Source organism: Vineibacter terrae (assembly GCF_008039615.1).
Taxonomy (GTDB): domain Bacteria; phylum Pseudomonadota; class Alphaproteobacteria; order Reyranellales; family Reyranellaceae; genus Vineibacter; species Vineibacter terrae.
In genome coordinates, this window is the sequence record NZ_VDUZ01000052.1 from 36,314 (window position 1) to 59,801 (window position 23,488).

Annotated in this window: 19 protein-coding genes; 7 read left to right on the forward strand and 12 right to left on the reverse strand. The window is 59.9% G+C overall.

Annotated features, from left to right (window positions below; translation table 11 throughout):
• Positions 1–149: 149 nt before the first annotated feature.
• The gene (locus FHP25_RS32750) at positions 150–1,214 is read left to right on the forward strand and encodes a hypothetical protein (RefSeq protein ID WP_147851205.1); all 1,065 of its coding nucleotides are present in this window, start codon (positions 150–152) and stop codon (positions 1,212–1,214) included.
• Positions 1,215–3,483: 2,269 nt separating this feature from the next.
• Here FHP25_RS32750 and FHP25_RS32755 read toward each other — a convergent pair.
• Positions 3,484–3,867 (reverse strand): hypothetical protein, encoded by a 384-nt coding sequence (locus FHP25_RS32755; RefSeq protein WP_178133963.1) that lies wholly within the window; start codon positions 3,865–3,867, stop codon positions 3,484–3,486.
• Positions 3,868–3,938: 71 nt separating this feature from the next.
• Positions 3,939–4,910: a helix-turn-helix domain-containing protein gene (locus FHP25_RS32760; protein ID WP_147851207.1), complete on the reverse strand. Its 972-nt coding sequence runs from the start codon at positions 4,908–4,910 to the stop codon at positions 3,939–3,941.
• Positions 4,911–6,446: 1,536 nt separating this feature from the next.
• Here FHP25_RS32760 and FHP25_RS32765 point away from each other — a divergent pair.
• The 4 genes from FHP25_RS32765 (at position 6,447) to FHP25_RS32780 (ending at position 10,278) form a co-directional block, all read left to right on the forward strand.
• Positions 6,447–7,628 carry an eCIS core domain-containing protein gene (locus FHP25_RS32765; protein WP_178133964.1) on the forward strand — a complete coding sequence of 394 codons (1,182 nt, stop codon included), beginning with the start codon at positions 6,447–6,449 and terminating at the stop codon, positions 7,626–7,628.
• Positions 7,628–8,494 (forward strand): hypothetical protein, encoded by an 867-nt coding sequence (locus FHP25_RS32770; protein ID WP_178133965.1) that lies wholly within the window; start codon positions 7,628–7,630, stop codon positions 8,492–8,494. The genes FHP25_RS32765 and FHP25_RS32770 overlap by 1 nt, the downstream gene beginning before the upstream one ends.
• A 439-nt stretch (positions 8,495–8,933) precedes the next feature.
• Positions 8,934–9,473, forward strand: coding sequence for a BPSL0067 family protein (locus FHP25_RS32775; protein ID WP_147851210.1), 540 nt, complete (start codon positions 8,934–8,936; stop codon positions 9,471–9,473).
• A 391-nt stretch (positions 9,474–9,864) separates the two neighbouring features.
• A complete protein-coding gene (locus FHP25_RS32780; RefSeq protein ID WP_147851211.1) occupies positions 9,865–10,278 on the forward strand; it encodes a hypothetical protein in 414 nt (137 codons plus the stop codon).
• Positions 10,279–10,590: 312 nt separating this feature from the next.
• Here the strand turns inward: FHP25_RS32780 and FHP25_RS32785 are convergent, their stop codons facing one another.
• The 3 genes from FHP25_RS32785 to FHP25_RS41075 form a co-directional block, all read right to left on the reverse strand.
• The gene (locus FHP25_RS32785) at positions 10,591–11,331 is read right to left on the reverse strand and encodes a hypothetical protein (protein ID WP_147851212.1); all 741 of its coding nucleotides are present in this window, start codon (positions 11,329–11,331) and stop codon (positions 10,591–10,593) included.
• Positions 11,332–11,719: 388 nt separating this feature from the next.
• The gene (locus FHP25_RS32790) at positions 11,720–12,031 is read right to left on the reverse strand and encodes a hypothetical protein (RefSeq protein ID WP_218578767.1); all 312 of its coding nucleotides are present in this window, start codon (positions 12,029–12,031) and stop codon (positions 11,720–11,722) included.
• A gap of 537 nt (positions 12,032–12,568) precedes the next feature.
• A complete protein-coding gene (locus FHP25_RS41075) occupies positions 12,569–12,817 on the reverse strand; it encodes a hypothetical protein (protein ID WP_178133966.1) in 249 nt (82 codons plus the stop codon).
• A gap of 345 nt (positions 12,818–13,162) precedes the next feature.
• On the opposite strand from FHP25_RS41075, the gene FHP25_RS32800 reads away from it, so the two are divergent.
• The gene (locus tag FHP25_RS32800) at positions 13,163–15,232 is read left to right on the forward strand and encodes a hypothetical protein (protein WP_147851213.1); all 2,070 of its coding nucleotides are present in this window, start codon (positions 13,163–13,165) and stop codon (positions 15,230–15,232) included.
• A 241-nt stretch (positions 15,233–15,473) separates the two neighbouring features.
• Here the strand turns inward: FHP25_RS32800 and FHP25_RS32805 are convergent, their stop codons facing one another.
• The 3 genes from FHP25_RS32805 to FHP25_RS32815 all read right to left on the reverse strand — a co-directional run bounded on the left by FHP25_RS32805 (position 15,474) and on the right by FHP25_RS32815 (position 16,670).
• Positions 15,474–15,851 carry a hypothetical protein gene (locus FHP25_RS32805; protein WP_147851214.1) on the reverse strand — a complete coding sequence of 126 codons (378 nt, stop codon included), beginning with the start codon at positions 15,849–15,851 and terminating at the stop codon, positions 15,474–15,476.
• Positions 15,852–15,859: 8 nt separating this feature from the next.
• Positions 15,860–16,219, reverse strand: a complete 360-nt coding sequence (locus FHP25_RS32810) for a hypothetical protein (protein WP_147851215.1) — start codon at positions 16,217–16,219, stop codon at positions 15,860–15,862.
• 184 nt (positions 16,220–16,403) lie between these two features.
• A complete protein-coding gene (locus tag FHP25_RS32815; RefSeq protein WP_147851216.1) occupies positions 16,404–16,670 on the reverse strand; it encodes a hypothetical protein in 267 nt (88 codons plus the stop codon).
• 781 nt (positions 16,671–17,451) lie between these two features.
• On the opposite strand from FHP25_RS32815, the gene FHP25_RS41080 reads away from it, so the two are divergent.
• A complete protein-coding gene (locus FHP25_RS41080) occupies positions 17,452–18,123 on the forward strand; it encodes an eCIS core domain-containing protein (protein ID WP_178133967.1) in 672 nt (223 codons plus the stop codon).
• Positions 18,124–19,709: 1,586 nt separating this feature from the next.
• Here FHP25_RS41080 and FHP25_RS41085 read toward each other — a convergent pair.
• The 4 genes from FHP25_RS41085 to FHP25_RS32835 form a co-directional block, all read right to left on the reverse strand.
• Positions 19,710–20,429 carry a hypothetical protein gene (locus tag FHP25_RS41085; RefSeq protein ID WP_178133968.1) on the reverse strand — a complete coding sequence of 240 codons (720 nt, stop codon included), beginning with the start codon at positions 20,427–20,429 and terminating at the stop codon, positions 19,710–19,712.
• Positions 20,430–21,003: 574 nt separating this feature from the next.
• On the reverse strand, positions 21,004–21,246 hold the full coding sequence (locus FHP25_RS41585; protein ID WP_147851219.1) for a hypothetical protein: 243 nt from the start codon (positions 21,244–21,246) through the stop codon (positions 21,004–21,006).
• Between the two features lie 434 nt (positions 21,247–21,680).
• Positions 21,681–21,809, reverse strand: coding sequence for a hypothetical protein (locus FHP25_RS42320; protein WP_269434417.1), 129 nt, complete (start codon positions 21,807–21,809; stop codon positions 21,681–21,683).
• Positions 21,810–21,838: 29 nt separating this feature from the next.
• On the reverse strand, positions 21,839–23,044 hold the full coding sequence (locus tag FHP25_RS32835) for a PDDEXK family nuclease (protein ID WP_147851220.1): 1,206 nt from the start codon (positions 23,042–23,044) through the stop codon (positions 21,839–21,841).
• Positions 23,045–23,488 lie beyond the last annotated feature (444 nt).

Consider the following 23,488-nt stretch of genomic DNA (forward strand, 5'->3'; position numbering starts at 1 on the left):
GCGACAACTAGCCCCAGTCGTCGCTGTCTTTTCTCCCTGCCGACGGGGCGCTATAGCCCCCCGTCCAATCACTTCCCCGTATGACTCTCCACCCTCGCGACACCACGGATGAACGCGCCCGGGCCGCCTACCACGAGGCCGGCCATGTCGTGGCGACGCTCGTGCTGGGTGGAGCGCTACGCAGCGTGACGCTGGCTGACGACGGTGGCGGCCTGGTGACCCGGGACCTCTCCTCGCCGTTGTCCGACTTCGACGCTGCCGTGGTGTGTCTCGCTGGCTCCGCGGCCGAACGGCGCCATGCGCGTGGGTGCGACCCTGTGTGCGCCGCCACCGACCGGGACGTGGCCTATCGCTTCGCCGCGGCGCGCGGGACCGGACTCGAAGGCGTTGATACGTTGCCGATGACCGCACGCCGACCATTGACCGCCTTTACGGTCGCGCCTGCACGCTGGTGGCGGTACAATGGCCGGCCATCGAGCGCATCACCCCTGCGCTTCTCGTCTGCAGTAGATTCGACGATGCCGATTGTCGCGCGTTTTGGTATGGACAGACGCACAATGAATGAAGAGGAACGACAATTCCTGCTTATCACCGTTCCTGGAACGGGACCAGACGCTGTGGGAGACTATAGGGACCGCCTCGTCGTGGTTGATGAGGAGGCGGTCGGCCGCTGGCAGTCAAACGGCGAACTCTGGACGCTATTTTTCCCACGCGGCCTAGTAGTAGGAGAGGGCGATCGAATTTACCCGGGTCTGGACGTCACTTGCATCAGTGTCGGCGATCTTGAAACGGTGACACGGCGGCACCTGCACCTATTGCTTGAGGAACGGGACGAACCGTTGGCCCAGATAACATCGAAGCATATGCTCTACACAACGTACGTTGAAGAGCAGGAGGGCTACGCGATCTGGGAAATGAATGTGCGGATCCACTACTTCTTCACCACTGGTGAGATTGCGTGCCCTGGATTTCGTTACTCATCCCCTGGAGACAAGTTAGAGATCTACATTGAGGACCCTTATGTCGAGGTCGACTATGTTGAAGTTGAAGGTACGAATCCGAAGGATCCAAACGACCAAAAGTGGCTGTGTCCAAATGACGATGTCGATTGGGATGTCTGGGCGTCCGAATCCCGAATGGACGAAATGCTTGAGAAGGCATGGAGTGACCGAATAGAAGAAGAGCGAAGCGAAACAGAATCCGAGGAAGAGTAGCTCAAGCTGCATGATCGGAAGCTTGGCTTTGCCGGCGCGACGGCGCCAGACGAATTGAAGGCGGCGAAGCAATTCGCCGCTACATCGAGACTGATTTGGTGGCCATGAGCAAGCGCGATAGAAGGCACTTGCCGCATCATCATCATCATCGTCGCCGGCCCGGTCGGGATGTCCCCAGCGCTGGGGCGGTTCCAGAACCTTCCTGACGAGCAGATCAGCAAGGTGATCGACGGGTTCCTCCCCGGGGTCTCCCATGAGCGCCATCCGGAAAATGAAAGCCGCCGCGCCCCGAGGGTATGGGGCGCGGCGTCAGTCGGGCGTCCTCTGTCTCTCACGTTGCGACGCAAAGTGGGGGAAAGACCGCGTCGCACGAACCTGAACACGTGGTCCGGGGCGATATTCCGGGCATACCCGCCCGCCCCAAAAACTTTCGACCAGGCTCAAGATCGAGATGACATGGGTGGAGGGCCGGCGCCCAACTTCGAGAAGCAGGTAGACGAAATACGGCGACCGTAGGCGGTGCGCCTGAGTGTCCGTCCCGGTGGCCAGGAGCGAACGTAAAATGAGGCGTCGGTCTGATCGAGAGGCACGCAGCACGAAGATATAGATCATTTATGCTCTTATTGAGTATCCTGACCATGCCGCGTAGGAACCTTCGCTCGCGACCGGATCGGGACGACCAACTCGAGGACCACTCCTGCCCATGAGCGAAGCGCCGGAAGCACGCGGAAGACACGGACACGGCTAGGACGCACAGGGAGCGCGGTAGGTGCGTTCCGACGCCTGGAGCTACTCCGCACGCCCCGACGTACGGTCACTCTCAGGCTCGCCCCTTTTCGCTTTGGCCGACGCACCTGACGCTCAGGTCGAGCCCGCTAGTTCGGTTACGCCGCTTGAGTTAGGCCGCGTCGATTTAGGTTAGGCACTCGAAGAGGACGTTGACCGCGAGATGCACCGAGGACTCGCAGGGAAGCTCACCAGCGCGTTCCGACTCTCGCCCGCTACCCAGAGACTCGACAATCAGCGGAGCACGTCTGGCGACGCCCGTATCGTTTTGCCCGAGCGTCCTGGTGTCGTGTGTCGATCGTCGCTGCGGGACCCGAACGTGTCAGTCAACGTTCGAGGAACTTGCCGGCGAGTCGATCAACATGCGGAACCCGTTTGCAATCCGGTCCGGAAGGGCTTGCCGCAAGAAGTTGGGTAATATGGAACTGGACAAGACTATCGGCTGTGAAATCTTCATAAAATCCTGCGCCGAAGGTTGACAGGCAACATTCTTCTTGCATTCATAATGATATGACTGATAACTAGCGAATTCATTGTGATAAAAATGCATACATTTACTTAACTCTGTGTTCCGATGAGAGAACACGCTGTTCTGCCGACTGGCATGGTCCGAGCACGTCAGCAACAGTCCATGTTGTGTGCGGCGCTAACAATCGAAAGCATGCGGTCTATGATGCCCGGGATTGCCCAGCTCCGATTGCGGCATACCTCCGACGACTGGCGCGTTACCTGGGGCTCCTCAACCCAGTCGGCCGTGAAGACCTCGATGCGCTCGTCCTCTTCGACGATCAGCATGACGCGGGGGTCGTACCAACAAGCACCATTTCGGGCCAGGTAGCCGGCTCCACGAAGAACTTTCTGGATATTTGCTTTTCTTACCTGCGCCTCAGACGGCTAACACCCCCATGGCCGTCTCAACACCGGCGTCTGATAGGGATCAGCGGGTGGCCTGTATTGCCATTTCGAGTCCGACATGGATCGAACAGCGATACCTTGCCCACCGACCCGGCGTAGGCACGCGATATTCCAGCGTCCGTTCGGTGGGTTTCATCGCCCGCGACGGTCAGTCGCGGAGTCTCATTGAGCCCCCTTTTCCAGAGCGGCTCGCCAGAACCACAGGCCAGTGGCCGGCCCGTGGAGGCTGCCGGTTAGCCCTTAAGGCCAATGGACTAATAATTGCATTGGCGCGCAAACTCACCGCAGGCTGGGTGGCATCTCGGGGGCGTCGATGTCCGATCATGAGGTTGAGGCGAACATCAGGAAGATCCCTTTCTGTCGGGAGTGCGGAACCAAGATGTCGCTCGTGCGGCAAGCCCAGCGCATCACCTCCTATGAGATCCTCACTTTCGAGTGCCCTCTGTGCGAGGGCGTTAGATCCGTTACCCGCCCAGGAGATGGCCGCACTGGTGGAAGGCGTTTTCGGGTAGAGGAACACATTGCAGAGACCGAATTTCTGATTAGGCGGCAGCAGGAATTAATCTCGTCAGGACTGGCCAAAGACTTTCGGATGGCGACCGAACTGCTCCAGGTCCTGAAGACCACGCTGGCGACGCTCCTGGAAGCTAGGGCGATGTATGAACGACGCCGTATCGCCGATGGGATACATGGTTCTGTTACCCGGGGGCGCCATTGATTGATTAGCCCCGACGATCTGCTGGCGCAGCTCGAAGCTGCCTTGGCTGCCATCAGCAGATGCAAGGCCGAGCTGGCTGAGGCGACCGCGATGGTGGAAGCGTGGACCAGCCCTGGCGTCGACCGGTCGGCGGCCGATCATCTTTTGTCCACCAAGCGACTCGCGCTGGCACTGGCAGAGATGCGTCTTCATGAGTTCTTCGAGGCGATCGACAACGAGGGGGCGGAATTGCATCCACGCTCTCGGGGACACAGCTTCCGGATGCAGGGCGTTCTGCTCGCGAACAGAAGCGCCCCGCGTCTTCATCATAGCCGTCGCCGAGCCTTGGTCTGCTGTGGAGTTTCGCCGAACACGCGGTAGTAGTCGTCCGAGAAGTGTCCCATGTGCCAGATGCCATGGCGTCTCGCGACCTCCTTGATCCTTTCTGTCTTCGATGCCCGCGATCCCAGAGTCCGCCAAACGGCGTTGAGCCGCAGTGCTTTCAGGTATTGCTTTGGCCCCATTTGGTACGTGGTGCTAAACGCATATTCGACCGAACGCTGACTCGCTCGCGCCGCGCGGCAGATGTCCTGGAGAGTGAGCGCGTCACCCAGTCGCGCGCGCATGAACTCCTCGGCACGCCGCACGATCGGCAGACGCTGAAAGGTTGGCACGCGAAAGGCCGTATCCGTCGCACCGTGCCATGGTGACAGCAGTGCTCCGAGCAGCACGTCGACGATGTCGCTGGATGCCAAAAGCCTGTCGTGCTCGCTCTCAAGACACATCGCCGCGTCGCTCAGCCGACATAGCACCGCGACCCGGGACAGGCTGTTGGAGACAATCAATGGTGACGTTCCCCGCGTCAGCCTATCCGAACCTGGCGCAAGATCCACCGACGCCCTCTTCACGCTGTCGAGCGGCATCACAAAACTAGTGCCCCGGTCCTGCTGGTCTACGATTCCAGTGAGTCCAAGTCCTGCGAAACCAGCGAGAATATCACTGCCCTGAAGCTCCATGCCGCCGATCCGCCTGCTCCCATGACGGCCCGAGTTGATCTGCACGAGCACTGTCCCTGGCGGGAGGCCCGTGCGGACGCTGTAGCGACCCGTCAAGCTGGAAGCCCAGACTCGAAGGTCCCCAAGCGGCTCGGATGCCGTCCAGCTATCGCCCGACTCCGCTTTTAGCTGTACGACATCCATACCCCAGGTTTTGTACACAGCGGCCAGTTCATCGGTATCGCGAAAGTGCGTACGCGGAAAGCCAATGTGCTCCTGATGCTGCGGCTGAAGCCCGTCCATGACTGTCTCCCCATTATTCTTGACGTTGACCACAGCCCAGCGCGGCCTAAAGAAAATCCACTATCCGAAAGGCGAACCGGAACACTGAGCATTCGCTCCAAGCTGCGCTGGCCACGTAGCAGCACGCAAACAGCGTTTGTCTTGACACAAATCAATCCAGCAATTTGCCCGTCACCTACGATCGGATTTCTTGTCACGGACGGGGCTTCACCGCGGCATTTTCCCCGCTACCCGGAGCACGTTCATGTGCCCACGCCCAGACTGCTGTTGATCACCGCCGCAAGGCTTCTTTATCCTCGATGGAGATGCTGTCCGCGGGCTTGGCGTCGTCCCTGTTCGCCGCCGGAAGTGCTCGCCCCGCTGCACCAGCTTGCACCCGAAGCGTCCCAGCCGGCGAGCGCAGCGAAAGCAACCTCCTTCCTGAACAGGCCCAACGTGTCCGGACCGAGCTGATGGGCCGCGGGATGGCGATTGAAACTTGAGCGCGTCGGCAGCCCCGTGCTGATCTTGGCCTGGGACATGAGCACCCCGAACGGTCTTGCCGCCGCGTCCTTGGAGCCCCGGTTTCGATAGGCCGCCGTTTCGCGCCGTGGGCTTGCGATGCAAAAGGTGCTTGTACACGACGCGACGGGCTTGCCCCGCGGCTCTTACCAGCCGGTCAGCATCACAGTTTATGCATTTATCTAATCCGAAAAACGTTGCGCCGCGGCACCCCTCGGTTAATCTTGCAGCCGTGGGAAGCAACCCACCGGGGTCGAATCGGACCTGAAGCCTTTCAGGGAGGCTGGGAACGGACATCGGGTGACGATGTCCGTTTTCATTTGTGCCACCATGCCGCGAGTTCGCGCCCGAATGGCGCGGTCATTTCCTCTCGACAATCGAAAGCGGCATTGAAAAATGTTTGTGGCTGCTATACCCTTCCGACTACCTGTTCCCACAACAGGTTTGCTCATCGGATCCCTAAGGGCCACTTCGTGGTGGCCCTTCCTTTTGCGTTACATGCCGGACCGGACCGAGATCAGAGCGGGCCGCGTGCCCGACGGCCCACATTGGTAAAATCCAATAGGGAAACATCGTGGGCCGCCCGCTCAAGGTCCGTGACCAGGAACCGCTCCTCAGTCCTGCGTCCAAGCCTCGAATGCTTTGCCCTTTACAACTACGGTTTATAGTTGCATTCTGCCTGTATAAAGGCAATGACATCGCGATTGTTATCAGCTTAAGCATAATGGCTGCCGTCCGACGTTACCGGCGACGTTTGAATGAGTTCTTACGGCCGGTCCGCGATACGCACTCTGCCGATCTAGGCAAACGGACCTAAGCCCGGTGACGGCAGCTTCGCGTGGAAGCGAGATGCAAGGCATGGTCAGGAAGTGGACTACGTGTCGCCCCGGTTTCGGGTGGCCCGCCATTGGCGAGCCGATGACGGCGCGACCTGGCGACGTGGCTGGGTAAGTGGCCGGCCAAGTACGGCATGTTGTGTGCCCAGGTGCAGAACGACATGGAGGAGACGCCGTGTTGGAAACTCAGAGACCGCCAGTGGCGCACGTCTTCCTGGAGGGGTGCAAGGGTGGCGCCCCTCTCCCGCATGCTCTGCGGCGCTACACGGAGCGCCTGCTCGGTACTGAGTTGGAAGATATTAGGGTGCTCCGCTCGTGGAGTGTCGAGACGCTGGGCGCGGCGGCTGTTGCCGTTGGCGAGCGGATCGTTGTCTGCCCGTCCGTCTTTGCGGGGTTCAACGACGAGCATACGACTCACCTGCTGGTTCACGAGCTGACCCACGTGGCCCAGCAGCGGGCACTTCGCGTTCCTTTTCGGAGCGGTGTCGTCCTCGATGGCGCTCTGGAGGCGGAGGCAGAGTTCATTGCTGACAAGGCGGTTCGTGAGCTGGCATTCTCAAATCCCGAACGGCACCGGTCCCAGTTCCAGGTGCGCCCTCAGCCGGGCTGGGTTTCGCAGATCGTCCTTCAACCTCACCCGGCGACACCCATTATCAGAAAGGCGCTCGCCTATATCGGCAAACGCAGTGGCAAGGCACTGTCGAAGCACATCGCCAAACATACGCGCCGGAATTTTGAAAAGGCGATCCACAGTGTGTTTCGCTCCATCGACAAGATTCGCCCCCTCCTGAGGAAGACCCTTGAGGAGGGCGTCCAGCTCTCCGAACATTTCGCTAAAAACTCCGGGCTCGAGATGGTGGAGCGCAATGGCGTCAGGCTCACGCGACAAACCATGCAATCACCCGGAAAATATCGCTGGCTTTTGCAAAAGGAGTTCGACTCGGCGATCGGTACGAAAGGCGAAAAGGTGCTCCGCATCGTTCTGGACATGTCGGGCCGGGTGGTGACCGCCTTCCCAGCGGACAAGCTACTGACCACCCTGGGGACCATTGTTGCGGTGGATTTGTTTTCCGAGGGAGTCGCCGATGCCGCTGAAAACGTCGAAGCCGAGGCTGAGCGTCTCGCCAAATTCGAGGAGATGCAGCGTAGCAAGATCGACCTCTGGGATTTCGTCCCGGGGATCGGAGAAATCTGGGGCGGCAACCTGAATGAGTTCGAGGACCTGGAACTCGCTCACGATCGGTGGCTTGACAAGGTCGTTAAGGACGTCGTCGACCAGGCGGAATGGCGCGCCCAGCGGTCATTCGGTAACCGATCAGAGATCGAGGAAATCGTGCGTATCGGCCTGGGATTGCCGGTCCTCTTGGAGCACGGCGAATAGTGCGGGACATTTTCCCTGATGTCGTGCTGCCCATCTCCGACAAGCCTGAACGGGACGTGTGCGTCGCCGTAGGGCCGGGCGTGGATGAGGTTCTTTGGCTCACTGCGCCGAAGACGTCCTTGAATGATACAGGGTTCGCCAAAGCGACCCTGATGCAGCTCCATTCCTATCGGTCGGGGCCGCAGGCCACCACGCAGCCGTATCGGGGACGCCGTCGGCCGCACTACGTTCAAGGCACGAAGGACGGCGTTCTGTTTGTCAGCGCTCGCGTCGTCGTCGATGGCCCCGGCGCATGGTGGACCACTCGCTTATTGAAGAACGAGCGACGCTTGTCGCTGGGCGATGGCCTGTCGGACGTCCGTGTATCACCCGCCGGAAACATTTGGGCGGCCTACTTCGACGAGGGCGTGTTTGGCGGGGGACCAGGAGCAGCCGGGCTGGTCAGCTTCGATAAACGCGGCCGACAAACGTGGGCATACGATGCGAACGCGGCCGGAACAGACGACATTTCTGATGTGTATGCGTTCAACCTGAGTGCCGAAGACGATGCGTGGGTGTACTTCTATACACCGTTCGTAGTCGTTCGTTGGCTCAACGGGGTTCCGACCGTCTGGCGGACACGCATTCAAGGCGCGCGCGCGTTGGCGGTGCGGCCCAATCAGGCCCTCCTGTTCGGTGACTACGACGATCCGACGTCGATGCGAATCCTCGATCTTCCGCGAGGCGGGGGCACGGCCCGCGTGAAGAGCAGGCTGCGTTTGTGCCTTCCGGAGCGCACCGACCCGAAATCGCTCCAAGCCTACGGAGCCGCCGATCGGCTCATCTTATGGTCAAGCACCACTATGATGATCCTGCAGCATTGGTAGTGAGCGTGGTGCGTTCTGCCCTCCAGTGCTTGCCCGACGGGCATTTGCCCTAGAGCAAAATGAGAACCAAGGGTCAAGCCGGATGAGCATCGCTTTACCAGGCGAAGTTCCCTCATCGCCTCCGCGAGGTGGCCTGGCGACATGCCAGGGCGACTGAAAACCCGCGCGCTTCCTCCGGCCACAGGCTAGCGATCGGTTGTCCGCAGCAATGGTAATATAATTATGTGATTGATCACTCACATCAAACCCACTACAGTTGCAAAGCTTGGCAAAGTCCTTGGGGCGGCAGGTACACCGTCTGCACTGGCAATCGGTGATCCATGACCGGCGCCAAAGCCGCGACGCCAAGTGGGAAGTCGCGGTGATGAGTGCTTTCCAGTTGTTTGAACGCTTCTCCTGTAAGGCACCAAAAAGCATGAGCTAGAAGGGGTGACACGACATGCCAGAAGTGAATACCTCGTTGACCGAACTCTTTCGGCAGCAAGGACTGGGTGCCCTGGCCAGAATCGGCGCCATGACGGCCGTGGCCGCGGCCCTCAGCAACAGCGCAACCGCGGCTCGCCAGGGTTTCCTGCAGAACGTCGCGCAACGCGGCAAGATGTGGGTTATCAAGGGCTTCGAGAAACTCGAGGGCCGCGTTGTCGGCTCAGGCCAGTGCCCCGGCATCGTCCAGAGCTTTGGTGGCCTGCCGTTGACGGCGCAATGGTTTGAAGGCCCTAAGGTACGCGGCAATCCATACATTCCCTACGGCACGGCGGTCGCCACGTTCAAGTCGGGTCGGTACGCTAACCAGAAGCACGGCAACCACGTTGCGATCTACATCAGCCAGAATCCCGACAAGGGCGTGCTAGTGTTCGACCAGTGGACCAACCGCCCCGCCGGCTACCGCTACATGAAGTTCCTCGACGGTGACGGCACGCTCGACCCCTCTAACAACGGCGCGGCGCTGTCCATCATCTTGACGCCCAAGGACGGGTGATCGGGCGTCACGTAAATCGAGCCGCAACCGACACATCGGCAGGGCCAAAGGATGCGGCGCCCGAGGATCGTTGAATGCGTTGGCGTCGCGACTGTGAACACGCCACGCCAACGTCCGTCGGGTCCACGTTCCTATCGCTCGTCTGTCAGGGGAAGCAGCTCAACTGCGATCTCTGAATGGAACACCTCTTCGACGACGTCGCTTGCGATGTCGAGGTCTCACGGTGGCCGTATCATGCCGCAGGCTCTCCAGGCCGCGACAGGATTCCCTCGCCGTACGCAATGGCGGCCGACCTTCAAACTCTTTGGGAATAGACCAACGACCGGCCGTATCACGCTGACTGGAAGACGGTGATGCTACCGCCTGCACCGGGCAAGGCCGCGAGGCACTCATGCTGACACTGACGCTGCACCTGTACGATGACAGTGCCAACCCTTTGCGCCAGTATGCGTGTCGCAATACCAATCAACCTGGCATCGTCTATACGCACGTCGCCAGCCGCCAGGACGTCATAAACGAAATTGGACGCATCAGACGACTCGGACTGCTCGTTGAACTGTGGCTCCACTTGCACGGATCCCCCGGCGTCGTCCGAACCCAGAGCGTGCTCCTGCAAAGTTTCGCCTTTGATGCCAGCACCGTGTACCTACTGAGAAATGTCTGTTTCAATGCAATGCCCGCGCTCGCCACGGTCTACTGGCTATGTAGCGACCTTGGCCAAGGACCGGCCGGAGACGCCTTTCTTCGCGCAGCAGGACCGGCCATGCTGAGCCGCGGCGGCGTGCTATATCCTCGACTTCGGTGATCTACCGCCCCCTCCTCTAGGTGTATGGGCTGACTTGCGACGGGCCGACGTCAATCCGGGCGGTGCTGTCGTCATCAACGGCAGCAGCTACAACATTTCCCTGTAGCGCTGATGCTGTGGGGAGTGTTGTCAGGGCCGCGAACGCCGGACAGGTGCCACGTTCAACTGACCAACAGCTTCACCTCCGGCTCTCGATCGCCTCCCACAGACGGCCAGCGTACTTCGAGAGCAGTTCGAGCCAGTCTCGCGCGCGTCAGAACCTCCCTGATCTTCGGCCGCATCGTCCCCCTTGCGAGGGTTGCACTCGCCAGATCAGCGCCGCCCGAACACCTCCTGGATATAGGCCGCCACGTCGTTATCCATTGGATCGCTAGAACGCAGCAGCCATTCCCTGACAGGAGGGTAGCGGAGGACGCTTTTGCCGTCGTCGTCCGGGCTAATTGCCCTTTGAGCCTTAGCGAGAATGTCGAAGGCGCCGCGGTAGCGGCCGATGCCGAATTGCAGTTGGTCGTCCGCGGTGCGGCCCGGCTTTTTCGCATCCATGATCTTAATTGCGAGAGTCGCGGCAATGAAGAAATCAGCCCTGATCGGGTCGATGACATCTCGGGGATAACCCAAAAGGGTCAGGGGAACCTCGCCGCATCCCCTGCGCAGACCGCCGCAGTTCACCCCCATATGCGTGAAGAACTTGTCCAGCTCCGGCTTCAGTTTCTGTAGCACTTGGTTGTAAGCCGCTGGATAGAGCTGACCTGGACCCTGCCCGCCAGTTTGGCGGTACAGTTTGCGCGCCAGGAGATCCAAGCGACCCAGCACAGGAATGCTAGGGTCAATGCTACTCGGGAGGATCGTTTCGCCCGCCCACTCTCGCCATCCGAGTCGCTTCCACTCGCCGCTGATGATGCCGTCTATCATGTAAGGCGTCAGTACCATCTTGGTGTTCGCATCCAGTGTTGGACTGGTCTTGAGAATGGCAACAGCGGCGGCCTTGCTGTCGCAGGAAAGAGATGGTTGGCCAGCCGCGGTCGCTGCCTTCCGGGTCGCCAGATCGCTCATCGGATTCTCCTTGGTTCACAAATAGTGAGTGCGCACACAATCATTACGCGACCGTATTAGCGATCTCGGCTCGTCCGCTCTTGGACTGGCACGCCAATTGAGTAAGACTGGAGCGGCCTCGATGGGTGTGTGGCGCGACGCGCATCCGCGGTGACAAGACGGTCGAAGGAGGTCGTCGTTGGGTGGGCCGCGACGAGCAGCGCCTCCGCTCAGGACCAGAGGCGTCGTGGGGAGTCGCGGCCGGAACTGTTCGTTGATCCGGTGGTCTTGGGCGGGCGCCTGCCGTATCGGTCACCTGGTGCGGGCAGCCGCGCACCGCCGGCGCTGGTCTCGCTCTTCCCAAGCTGCTTCTTCACCAGCCGGACGCAGCATATGGTGCGTCCAACGCCTAACCATCATGTGTAAGCCCGCCGACTAGTGCCTTCGCTTCCTTGAGGCTGGCGCCTGTCTCTTCACGATAGGCCCTAATTGCCTTCATTTTCCCGTCGGGAAGCGCGGCGAGTCGTCTGACCTGTTCGGAGGGCGGTGGCATCGAACCCGGGTCAACGCTGAAGTGTTGCAGCAGAAGCGACAGCTTTCGCTCAATGTTTCCCACTCTTCGCTCAAGGCGCTTTTCGCGGGATGACGCGACGATGCCCACGATCACCGCGAACAGGCCGGCGGCCGAGAGCACAGTTGCGATGATCACCGAGCTTTCCATGGCCTGCTCCTATACGACGAGGTGAGTCGCGGCCGTCGCATGCACTCGGTGCTTGGTTACGTCGCGGCGCCTTGCCTTGCGCCACTCTGCCGCGAGTGGCTGCGTTCTCCTACCCCTCCAACGGGTCCGCGCTGCCGTCGCCACTGGTTCCGCGGTCCGCGAACAAGCGCGGGGAGACAGCCGCACAATGGGCGATCAGCCAGCGATGATACAAAGAATGCTGCTGTGCTGCGAGATAGCAGCGCAAGTTGCCCACACACGGTCAATGACCGCGATGCTGGTCGAGTGCTGGGGCCTGGGGCGGATGAGATTGGTCATGCTCGGCGGGTTCGGGCTGAGCTGAGCACCATGACATTGCTGCCGATGTCCGATCCACCGTTCTGTGTGCTTGGCAGGCAGCGTCGGCCCTCACCCCGTTCGGTCGGGCAGCCATCGTGCGTGAGCTACACCCATAGTGCCGGCGCGTCACCCCGAAGAACGACGCACCCGTTCCGCGGCTGCCTGGAGTCCCTGAACTCGGTCATCACCAGTCATGGATCAGCCGGCATATCCGGCGACAACCAAGCCACGCCAGGGCTTCTGCGACAGAATCGAAAACTCTGCAAGGCCGCCGGCCGTGGTAGCGATCTCCTCCAAGCGCCGTCGGCCCGTTGTCGCCAGGTTGGTATTGCCGAGGTGCTTGGCCAGCCGCGGGAAATGCAGGTTGACGCGGTCGTTTAGGATCGGGCGCAGGCAGCGAGATTGATAGCGCCGCCGAGATTGCGCATCAGGTTGGCGGCATCGCATCCCGATCACCCCAGTTGACGTGCCAGGCGGGCGCTTGTCATGGGCACATGCAGGTCTCGGGCACTGGCGCCCCGAGACACCTGGGCGTTATCGACCTGTCAAACGTCACGCTGAACGGACCCCTTTTAAGAGAAGGAGCCGCTGACCGAATCAATCAGCAAGACTTTGCTGCAAAAAGGTAGTATTCTGCGTTGCAAAGAATGAATTCGTTGATTGCAGGCTGGACGCTGGACGCGCTGAACCTGCGGAGGGGAGTAACCCGTATAGGAAGACATGCGGCGGACGCCTCGATAGGCGCCCGACAAGGGATTGCGCGGCCAGTCCATACAAGCAATGGGGAAGTACATGCCTCTGAAGGTGAGACTGCCGCAAATGCCTTTGTATGCGGGCTTCGCGGCCGGCGCTTTGGGGTTACTAGGCATCATTGAGTCTTACACTGGCGTCGTATCGGTGCCCCTGCTCTACACTCTACGCGGTGCCTGGCTCGGGGCAATCGGCGGTGCCGTTGCGCTGGGCGTCGTGTTCAGGCGGCATCAGCCTGGGCTCCTGTGGCCAACAATCGCCATCAGCGCTATCGGCATTGTCTTCTTCTGGGTGTTTGACGGTACGGGTGCCAGCGCCACGCCGGCGACCGACCCCATTGCCTTCGTCAACCGCCTCTATCTGCCGGCACTCTTCCTCGTTTTGAGTCTGGTGCTTTTCATTTTCACGTTCCGCATCGGACTCGCGGCCTATGCGCTGTTCGCACTTTGCGTTGGTCTGATGCTCGCTATCAACTTCGACAGCGCTGCTATTGGGATCGGCGCATTCGCCACGTTCGGCGCACTCATGGCCGTCATCAACTACATCGTGCAACTTGTGTTGGACCACCGCCACGATTTCTGCCGCGCGTTGCGGGACTGGCGACAAAACAGAACGCTGCCTGGAACGGGACAGCCGTCGCTCTGGAGACTGGTATGGATCTGGGGCTTCGCGTTTCTCCTGACCCTGACTGGTGCGCTCTTCAACTACAGGATTCAAAGCGAACTCACCGAGGCTGCATACAAGATCGAATACAAGGATGGCGTCACGGTCATTCGGAAGGATTACAGAATTGCCGTTCAAGACCGCGATCTGGAACATGATATGCGCTTCTCCATTCAAGCATACAGAGCGGACAATAGGGAAGCGTTCGAAATTGACCTGGAGAGGGTAAGGTGGGCCACAAAAGCGAACATCGAGACGTTTCCTCAAACGCTCACTGACAGCTTTGCGAAATTACGCCCTCCCGTGTTGGATAGCGGCAGGCCGTGTAACGGGTTCAAATTCAAACTCGGCTCCGTACGAACGCCCTGTCGGAATCTGGTCAACTCGGGAAACGGAGCGGTCCAAGGAGAGTTCAACAAAAGACAGGAAGTCTTCAACAAATTCGTCGCTAAAACGGCGGTCAAGACCGAGTCCGAGCGGCAGCAACGTCTTGAGGAGGCACGTGCATTGGGCCTCAAGTTGATCGACGAATTCTTCGACGACCTTCAGAGGACCGCCGATGCGGCGTTCTTGGCCACCCACATCCTAAGCGGCCTGAGTTACCTCATGTTGGCCGGCGCTCTGGTCGCCGCCGCGCAGATGGTGCTCGGCCGGGCGATCTACCGGGAGCAAGAGCCGCAGATCGCGCCGTCACGGGAGCAGACGTTCCGGCTCCCTGGTGGCGGCCCCAGTCAAAATCTGTCGTTGGTTCACTCGCCAGTCATGTATCTGACCGATCAGTCTGACCCTGAATATCCCGAAGCGAAAGTTGCGGACAAGGACATCCAGGATTGGTACGTGAGTCTGCGGATCGCGAGACGGGGCGAAGGCACGCAGATGTGCCTGTCGATGCCCGATCCGCACCGGTGCTTCCTGCAACGACTCCTGACAGCGCGCCTGATCGTGACCCGCATTGCGATGCAGAGCGCGCTGCACACCAATGATCCGCCGCAGATCTCGGTTCCCGGCGACCACAACCTGGTGCGGATCAGGATCAAAAAAGGCCAGCAGGTGTGTTTTCGCATGCGCGACCTGGCGGCTTTCACCACTGGTGTGACGTTCCGGTCGATCTACACCACGTATATTGGCGCCCACTTCCTGGGCCTGGGGACGTTCTACGGCGTAGCGGAAGGCGAAGGCGGGCACTTGGTCCTGCAGTCAGATGGCGAACAGGTGCAACTGAGCGCCAAGGGCGACTCGACTCCGGCGGTCAATCTGCTGGCGTGGGACCGCGCTCACGAATTCTCCCTGGCGCAGAAGTTGAGTGTCAGCGGTGTGTGGTTTAACGACCCGTCGCTGAAGCTACGGTCCGCCAGCGGCTGCGCCGTTCTGGACGAGAGCTGCGCGCCGCGCTTCCCCTTGGCGAGCCGCATCTGGCGGCTGTTCCGATACCTGGTGCTTCCGGTGTAAGCGGCCTCGCGGCTAGACTGCAAGATGAGCGCAGTAGACGGCCGGCGGCTGCGCCACGTGAGCGCAAGGGTATCCATAGCTGGCATCCCAGCCCGTAATCGGGATCTATCGCCTCGTTCTCGCTGGAGCGGTAGGCGCCGGGAGGGAGAGCGTGAGTCAGGGCCTTGGGTTGTTGAAAGCCCACCTGGGAACCTACCCCGGACGGGGTGGTGCCGGTGAGGTGAAGCGTCGGTCGGGCTGCCTATGCCACGCTTCTTAACCCGAGCGGCGGTGATAGAGGATCGCGTTGCGCGCACGTGTAAGCGCCAACGCGCATACCGGGCATACCGTGAGCAGCGATGTACACCTCGATGCGGTCGTCCTCTTCGACGAATTGTGAATATTTCGCCACGAGGGCCTTAACGTCCGTCACCTGCCGTAGGAATTTATCCCATTCGGAGGCTTCAACCCTCACAATCCCGCTTGCTCCTCCCGAGCTGGGCTCCTGGGATCTCACAAAATCCTCAAACTGGCCGACGCGAACCAGGATGTCTTTGCCGACGGCCGATTGCGCCGCACTTTTCGACTGAAACATTTTGCCTACGTCCAACAGCCTCGAAACATCGACATACACCGTCACGGTGCCTCTCACAGGTACGCCTCGTCCATTTTCATTGGCTCCTTGTTTGCTTTGACAGTCGGCTGCGGAAGTCCCCCAAACGCTTCGGCGTTTAGCGGAATGACATTCAGGTACAATTCCGCTGGAGACTTGAAGAACTGCGCGGCTAGAGCAAGGGCGAAGCATCCGCCGATGATGTACATGAGATGGCGCAGCGTTCGTTCCATCGCCGGCGTCAGCTTCCTCACGGTGACGGCGACCATAATGATCACCAGCATCAGACCGGCCAACCCGAGCGGCCCATATTCGAGGAATTTGGCGAGGCCACTGAGGGCTTCGGGTGTTACGCCGTCCTTAGCCGTGGTTTGTCCCCAATTGCGCGCCGGCACCCTTGGTGCGGTTGCACGTCCGGTTCTCCTTACTGCCGCAATTTATCATGTTTGCAGTCTACTTTCCATCCTCCAGTCACAGATGGCTCGCTAACAGGGGAGCCTAGCCAAGTCCGCCCATGCCGCCGCCACTCACACGCTACGACCGGAACCCACGAGATCGACTGAACCGCGGTCGCATGGATCAGAACGTGCTTGTCTCTTCACGATAGGTCCTAATTGCCTTCATTTTCCCGTCGGGAAGCGCGACGAGTCGTCTGCCCCGTTCGGAAGGCGGTGGCATCGAACCCGGGTCAACGTTGAAGTGTTGCAGAAGAAGCGACAGCTTTCGCTGGATGCTTCCCATTCTGCGCTCAAGGCGCTTTTCGCGGGATGATGCGACGATGCCCATGATCGCCGCGAACAGGCCGGCGGTCGAGAGCACAGTTGCGATGATCACCGAGCTTTCCATGGCCTGCTCCTATACGACGAGGTGAGTCGCGCCGGAGTTTCGGCCTGGATCCGCCGCGCCAACGTGTCGTCATCCGTCGGGAATAACTGCCGAGCTCCGGGACGATTTTGTAAATCTCACCGGTGCTGGCTTTGCCGATGTAGTAGGGAATGGCCCAGGGCGTACCTGGGCGAGACGCCGTCACCGATCTTGATGGAGAGGGCGACCACCTTGCTGATGGTCTGGGTGTAGTTCCCTACTCCGTCGATGAACCTGGCGGGGCCGCGGAAGCAAACCCAAGCGGCGAACGAGTTGAAGATCGGCACTCACCCCTCTACCAGAAAAGTTTGAGTTCCTGTATCTTCCTAGCGTGATGGTTGGGACCATTGGGGGATTCATGGTTACCAAATCAACGCTGAGCATTGCAGCACTACTCGCGCTCCTGCTTGCCTCCTTCACCTCAGAAGCATTCGGCTGCGACCCGAACGAGAGCTGCCGTCGGTGTTTGGTATCGATGTTCGGGAAATGCAAAGTGCGAGGAAACGACCCAGTTTGTGAGGCTCGCAAGATAGCGTGCCGAGGTGTTCCGCCGATCGTGGACGAAGGCCCTTGGCGAAGTGGTGGTCCGGGGCTCGGGCCGCTATCGCACGAGGATGTCAAAAGGTGCTTGGAACGACCAGGGGATTGTCCTCAAACAATAATCAGCAACGCTCTTTTCCACCAACTCCGTATGATAGTTAATCACTATCTTGACTATCTCTATAGGCAGGCAGAGGGCCGGTATCAGGAATTGCCAGAGGAGATGGTCACAGGTGTCGGCCGCTACTACCCGGAAATTGATCTACGGAAGGTGCGGTTCGCGGTGGATATTAACACCGGCCACGGTCAAGCAATCACCATTGGCTATCGAATTTTCTTCCCACGCAAAATCGATCTCGATGACCGAAACGATGTGCTGCTAATGCTCCATGAGCTAGAGCATGTCGTTCAATATGAGCGTCGCGGTGGCATTCGCCCATTCTTGGCGGAGTACATCGCAAAAATTCCAACCAAGATTATCGAAAGGCGCAGGTTTAATATTCACGATGACCTGGACATTGAACGCGCCGCGAACGCAAAGGCTGATCGCGTGATCACGGCTTATTATGGTTGGAATTTTAAGTTCTCCAACGCATGCAACAAGCCGATAGACGCGGCGATCAGGTATCTTACTACAAACGATGAATGGGTCACCGTGGGTTATTGGAGGGCCGACCCCGGTCAGTCATTTTTGCTGGCTGACGACGATAAACCGCTGCGTACAAGAAACGGGATATATTATGTGCATGCGCACGAAGTCGACGGGGAGAGGTACTGGGGAAGTGAGCGCCGGTACGTAGTCGAAGTGGATAATGAGACACGTAACTTCTCGAAGTTTGAGTTTGAAGCCACACGGATTGGCTTCTTCACACTGCGATTTACTTGCGACAATTAAGGGCGGCCTTCCGCTCTGCCTTCCAAAGATCCGCTTTCCCCAGCGGCGCAGGTGGACCGCCCACTCGCCGGAGATGGTCAAGGCAAGCGAGCACCAAGGAATCGAGACCCGGCCAAATTTTTCGTCGATCGGGAGAGCTTGCCGACCTGGAGGACGCCAAGCGGGCGTAGTTCCCTTCCCGCTCGGCTCAGTGCGCTCAAGGGCGACTGCGGCGCCGGTGACGTCGAGGCACGCAAAAAAAAAGGTGCCAAGAATACTTTTAATCCTTGCTCCTGTATGCATTGTAATGTGCACACTGCTTTTGTAGTGTACATGTTTACTGACCGAAAATCATGCGCATAAGCGTATCTTTGAGACTTTTCTTGTTTATCCTCATGAGGGGCAAATAAAAGCCCGCGGAGCGTTGCCGACCTCGATGCGCTACCACCCTATCCGACCATACGCGGAAGGGCTCCAGCGAGTCTTAAAACGCGTCCTGGAGGGTATCTGAATGCGGGATGTCGACCAGGGTGGCGCGTCAGTCGAAAATGGAGCGATATACTGTCCCTCGGGGTATCTGACACCGGGATGCGGCGAGAGCGATCGCAGAACACGATAATCGGTGAGTAGCGCGCCCAAGCAGATCACTGCGCGCCGCAGGCCCAATGCAAGTGCGCTTTCGAGAGCCGGCGTGTGCGTGCGGTGATGGATGTTCTGGACGATGGCATGCTGCACGGAACCGGAGAGCAATGTGGTGCGAGGAGTTGATCTCGAACCCCGCGGAACGCCACGTCGAGGTCGACGACGATGGGGACAGAAGCCGAGGCTATCGCCCAGAAGTCGACCGGCCCGACCATGGGCGGCGAGAAGAGGCGCCGAAGATCCAGATGGGGCGCGAAGCCGGCGCGGCAGATGGACCGGCGAAGGAGTGGTCGCGCGGAACACGGCGAGGGATGCTGACGCCCAAGAAAGTCCAACTGCGCGCCAAGGGTAAGCCGGTCGCGCGGTCATCTGGAAACCACAGCCCTGGTGGAGGCCGCCGACGGACACGGCCCCCCAATGTCGGTGAGCGGGGTCAGTGACGAAGAGCTTGAGAACACCAAGGTCGCACCTGAGACGGATGCCTTGGCGATAGATGACGAACGAGATCTAGGGACGATCTTAAAACCGTACAGCGGCGCCAGCGGGCCGAGCTGTTGTTCATCGGGCGGAAGGCGATGATACGGTCCTGCATGCTCAGAAGCGCCTTGAGGAAGAAGGTTGGAGACGTGCGCGGAAATGATCGGGAATGATGACGGGCGATGTCGGAATACCAGGACAATCGCCAGACCAATGGGATGGGTTCCCTCATGGGACCTGGGGCCGCGGGAGAAGAATGGCAAGCGCGGAAACCTGGACGCGAAGCTGGCGTCGCTGACGAGCAGGACATCGCCGGGATCGAACGCCATGGGGATGCGCCCATGAAGATCGGCCGTAGATTCAAAAATCGGAAGACGTGCAACGCCTAGAAACAATCACAGGGGCACGACACCGGAAACGAATACCGCGCCGCCACGGGGACCCCGCACGCCAGAAGCCCATGAACAAGACCGCCCGGCTTCAGCGCATCAAGAAAGAGAAGAAGGCTTATCCCGGGCAGCCATGATGATGGCGCAAGTCTCCGAATAGATGGCCCTTGCCTCGCGCGTGACGGCATGGGAGCAGACGATCAGGTTTCCAGGGACCCGCTTGCTGGTCAGCTCGAAGCTCTTCGCGTTGTAGCCCATCCATTTGAAGAGGTTGTACGGCTGACCAGACCACGCCGCCCGATACTTCTCGAAGCGCAGGTCAGCATAGGGGCGCCCCACCGTGAGCAGAACCTCTCTGAGGCGGGCGGCCTCGGTGTATGGGACCCCAACAACGCCCTGAAGATGGGGTGGGTCCGAATGCTCGTCGCCTTCCGGATCCTTGCATTCGACGACAAACAGGAGTGGGACTGCATGACCGAATTCGCGCCTCAGCTCGGTGCGGAGAAGATGGCGCATGTAGGCAGCGTACCTCTTCGGGTGTCGAAGGGCAGCCGCCGTCTTTGTGGGTCCGGGTCTGAAAGTGAAGTGGGTGTGGTATCCGCTGGAGTAGATCCCCAACGTATCAAATCGAAGGTTTATATCTTCGGGCAGTTCGTAGTAGTCCAAGGGCGCTGCCAGGTTCCTGTCTCGGTATCGTAGGATCTCCCTCTTGTCCGACACACGCCTCGACAATGCCCTTCTGAACCCTTCCCTTACTAAAGGAGAGCCATCGCGGGTTGGTCCCAGGTCTACCTCCATTAGATCAAGGAAATCGCGCATTTCTCGCGCTGCGATCACCTTCGGATCGAGGGGCTTCCTTGCGCGCTTTTTGCGCCGCACCCCGGTTGGCCGGAACCGCCCGTGCCGCTTGCGCCATTCCCGCGTCAGTTCCAGGAGCGGATCGCATCCGGAACTCTCCCCAGCACTCGACATCAATACCTCTTACTGTGTTCTCGCTGACCGATCGCCCGGCCGGCGTTCTGCTGTCCTGGCCTCGGTGGAGGATCGGTCCCCTTACACCGGCAGCGCACGAAGAGCGTGAAGACGCATCCAGGATGCACGTCTATGGATCAAGTCTTCAGGTAGGTGGCCTTAAAGGCAGCTCGCCGCCGCCGCCGCAGGTTCAGCGCCACGGCAGCGAGGCTGTTCTGCATCTGCGGCCATGGCTCGCAGGCATGACGCGACCAAGCCCGCGCTTGCGACGTTGGCCTTTTCGCCGTTGCTGGCACCCTCGCCGCTGGCGAAGCTGTGCCGGCCCTGCTGATCTGCATGCTGGCCTTCGGGGCGACCGTCACTGGAGCGTGCAGGTCGACCACCTGCTCGCGACGGCCCGCGGCGAGTTCCGGCGATCTGCCTACGCCGCAACGTCGTCGGGCAGCCCCTCCTCCCTTATTTCTATCGGGCCGGCAATGATCCGAAGATCCGCTTCGCAAAGCGTCTGAGCGAACTCGAGCACGTCGCGCGAGGCTGCGATGCCGCCATCCCTTTGCCGCTGGCGACGCTCGAGGGCCTGATGTCCGTCCTTTCTACGGGTCAGTTCTACAGCCAGAACATCAAAGGTTCGGGCGGTGGTGGTCCTTACGATTGTCGAACGCATCGGGTTCCGGCGTATTCGCCGCGGTGACTGCCCGCTTGGATGATAGGGAGGCAATGGTGCCACGCCGGCACGCCGAACTGTGGCGGATGCCCTTTGGACAACGTGCGCGCCTGGAGCGTGGTGCGGATTTGATCACCCTAATTTTGCGGCCCTGTGGGGGCGCCCCCCGGTCCGGTGAACTCCGCCGCCTCACTGTTCGATCGGACGATCTTTCGCGCCCCCCGCTGTTTGGGTGTTCGGCTGTCTGCTCGATCTCGGTGGTCAACTTCGTTATGCCGGACGTCGCCGGGAGGGTGTCCCACGTGCTGTCGTTTGCGCTGGTGATCCACACCCCGGCGTCACACGGGCCGTAGCACTTGTGGAGCCATGGGGTCGTCAAGCGTGCGCACGAAATTGTACCGGACGGTATAGAGCGCGACCATGTGAAATGCCGATTATTTCTTCGGCTCGGGCTCCTTCTTCGGCTCAGGCTCCTGCTTCGGCTCGGTCTTCTTCGTGGGATCGATGACGGTGACGTCACCGGGCTTCCACGTGAACTTATCGGGATTGACCTGCTTCGACATAGACACCTTCCTTGTGACATCAGCTAACGCTAGCGGAAAGCCTCTTTCGTGTGCCCCGACTCGGCCCGGTCCAGCAGGCGATCGGCCTTGAGCTTTTGTAGCATCGTCTCAATCGCGGCGACGAAGGCATCTGTGTGTTTCGGCAAAAACTGCTCGATCCTCGGTGCCGACCTGCCGTTTGTGCTGACGTAGTTGCTAGAGCCGGTGACAACTTTGCCTTCGATCAGCCCAGCCAACGTCTCGAGGTAAGGCTTCCATGCACCCTCTGGGAGGTCCCATGACGCCGGGTTGGTCCACAGTTGACCGCTTTTCTGGATGTAGCCGAAATTGACTGACCTTTCGCGATCGGCCAGATCGGCCTTGATGTTCAGACTGGCCTTGAGGTCCGGGTAAACTCCGAGGGGTTCGAGCGCCGCCAGAAACGAGCGAATATTGGCCGGCAGGGTTGGGGCGCGTTTTGCCATCTCCTCCCAGAAATCGGCCAAGCTGATGGTCTGCGGGCCGCGCTGATCGTCCTTCGGCACAGGATGGACGACGGCAACGCCCTGCTCGATGCGAACGATGCCGCGCTCGATCATGACGGTCTTGGCTAACGTACTGGGAACCGCAAGGATGTCGCCTGTCTTCGCGCTCCTCCACGTCGCGAGTTCCACTAGCGCGAAAGTGAAGTGCGAGCCCGCGTGGCTTTGCAGCAAACTACTCAGCGCTTCGGTTTCCGCTCGGATGCCATCGCCCACGATGATGGCCACCATCCGTCCCCGCCGCAGGTTGCGCGCAACGGCATCAATGAACTCAGCCTCCTCCAGGGCTTCGGGATGGTCGCGGACGAGATCGTAGAGCCGCGCTGCCGCCTGCTTCCCCCGGGCAACCGCTTTCTGTAGGTCGTCATACGACATCGCCCCAAGCGCCGCGATATAGTCCAGCGTTTGCGCTACCACTGTCCGGCGCATCTCGCTGTTGCGCCACAGCTTGGTCTCGACGACTACGATGTCACCGGACGGGGTGAGGTAGAGATTGTCGATGGAACCATGCCCGCACGGCACTTCACGCGCCGCCGCAATCAGCTCGCCGAAACCCGGCTCGATGTCCGACATCGGCAGCATGGCAGGATGATTGTGGATCAATTCCTGAAGCCAACTTTCATCGTACATGCCACTCCCAAGGCGAATACGGGCAAGTTCACAGCGAATATTGTCGTTGCTGATCAAAACTGGAACCGCTTGAGCCTGTGCCATGCCGCCCCCAAGAACCGAATACTTTGTTTCCCAGCCGAGCTTCTGCCCGATGTTCGTGATATAGGCAACCTTGAGGTCTTGGCGCTCACGCGTCCGCTGTCTCGGGGTTGGCCGGGGCGATGACGATGGCGACGAAGGTCGGAGATAGCCGGTACAGTCGGTGATAGCGAATGGGGCCGCGCCCGTAGTGCTCATCGGCACCGGAGGGTCAGGTGCCTCCGTATGTTGACGGGATTCTCACTCGAGAAGTTCATTCAATGTATACAAATAATCGGTTTTCACGAACGCTTTAGGTGGCGCCTTTTGTATACTTTATAGGCTCCTCGACGTGGCGAATGGAATTGGGGGGAATTGTTGGTAACCTTCGCCGAGAGACGGAGCGGGGGTTGGGTTGGACGGGAATCGGGTGCTGGCACTGGGTCTTGGCGTGACGGCGCCGTGGCG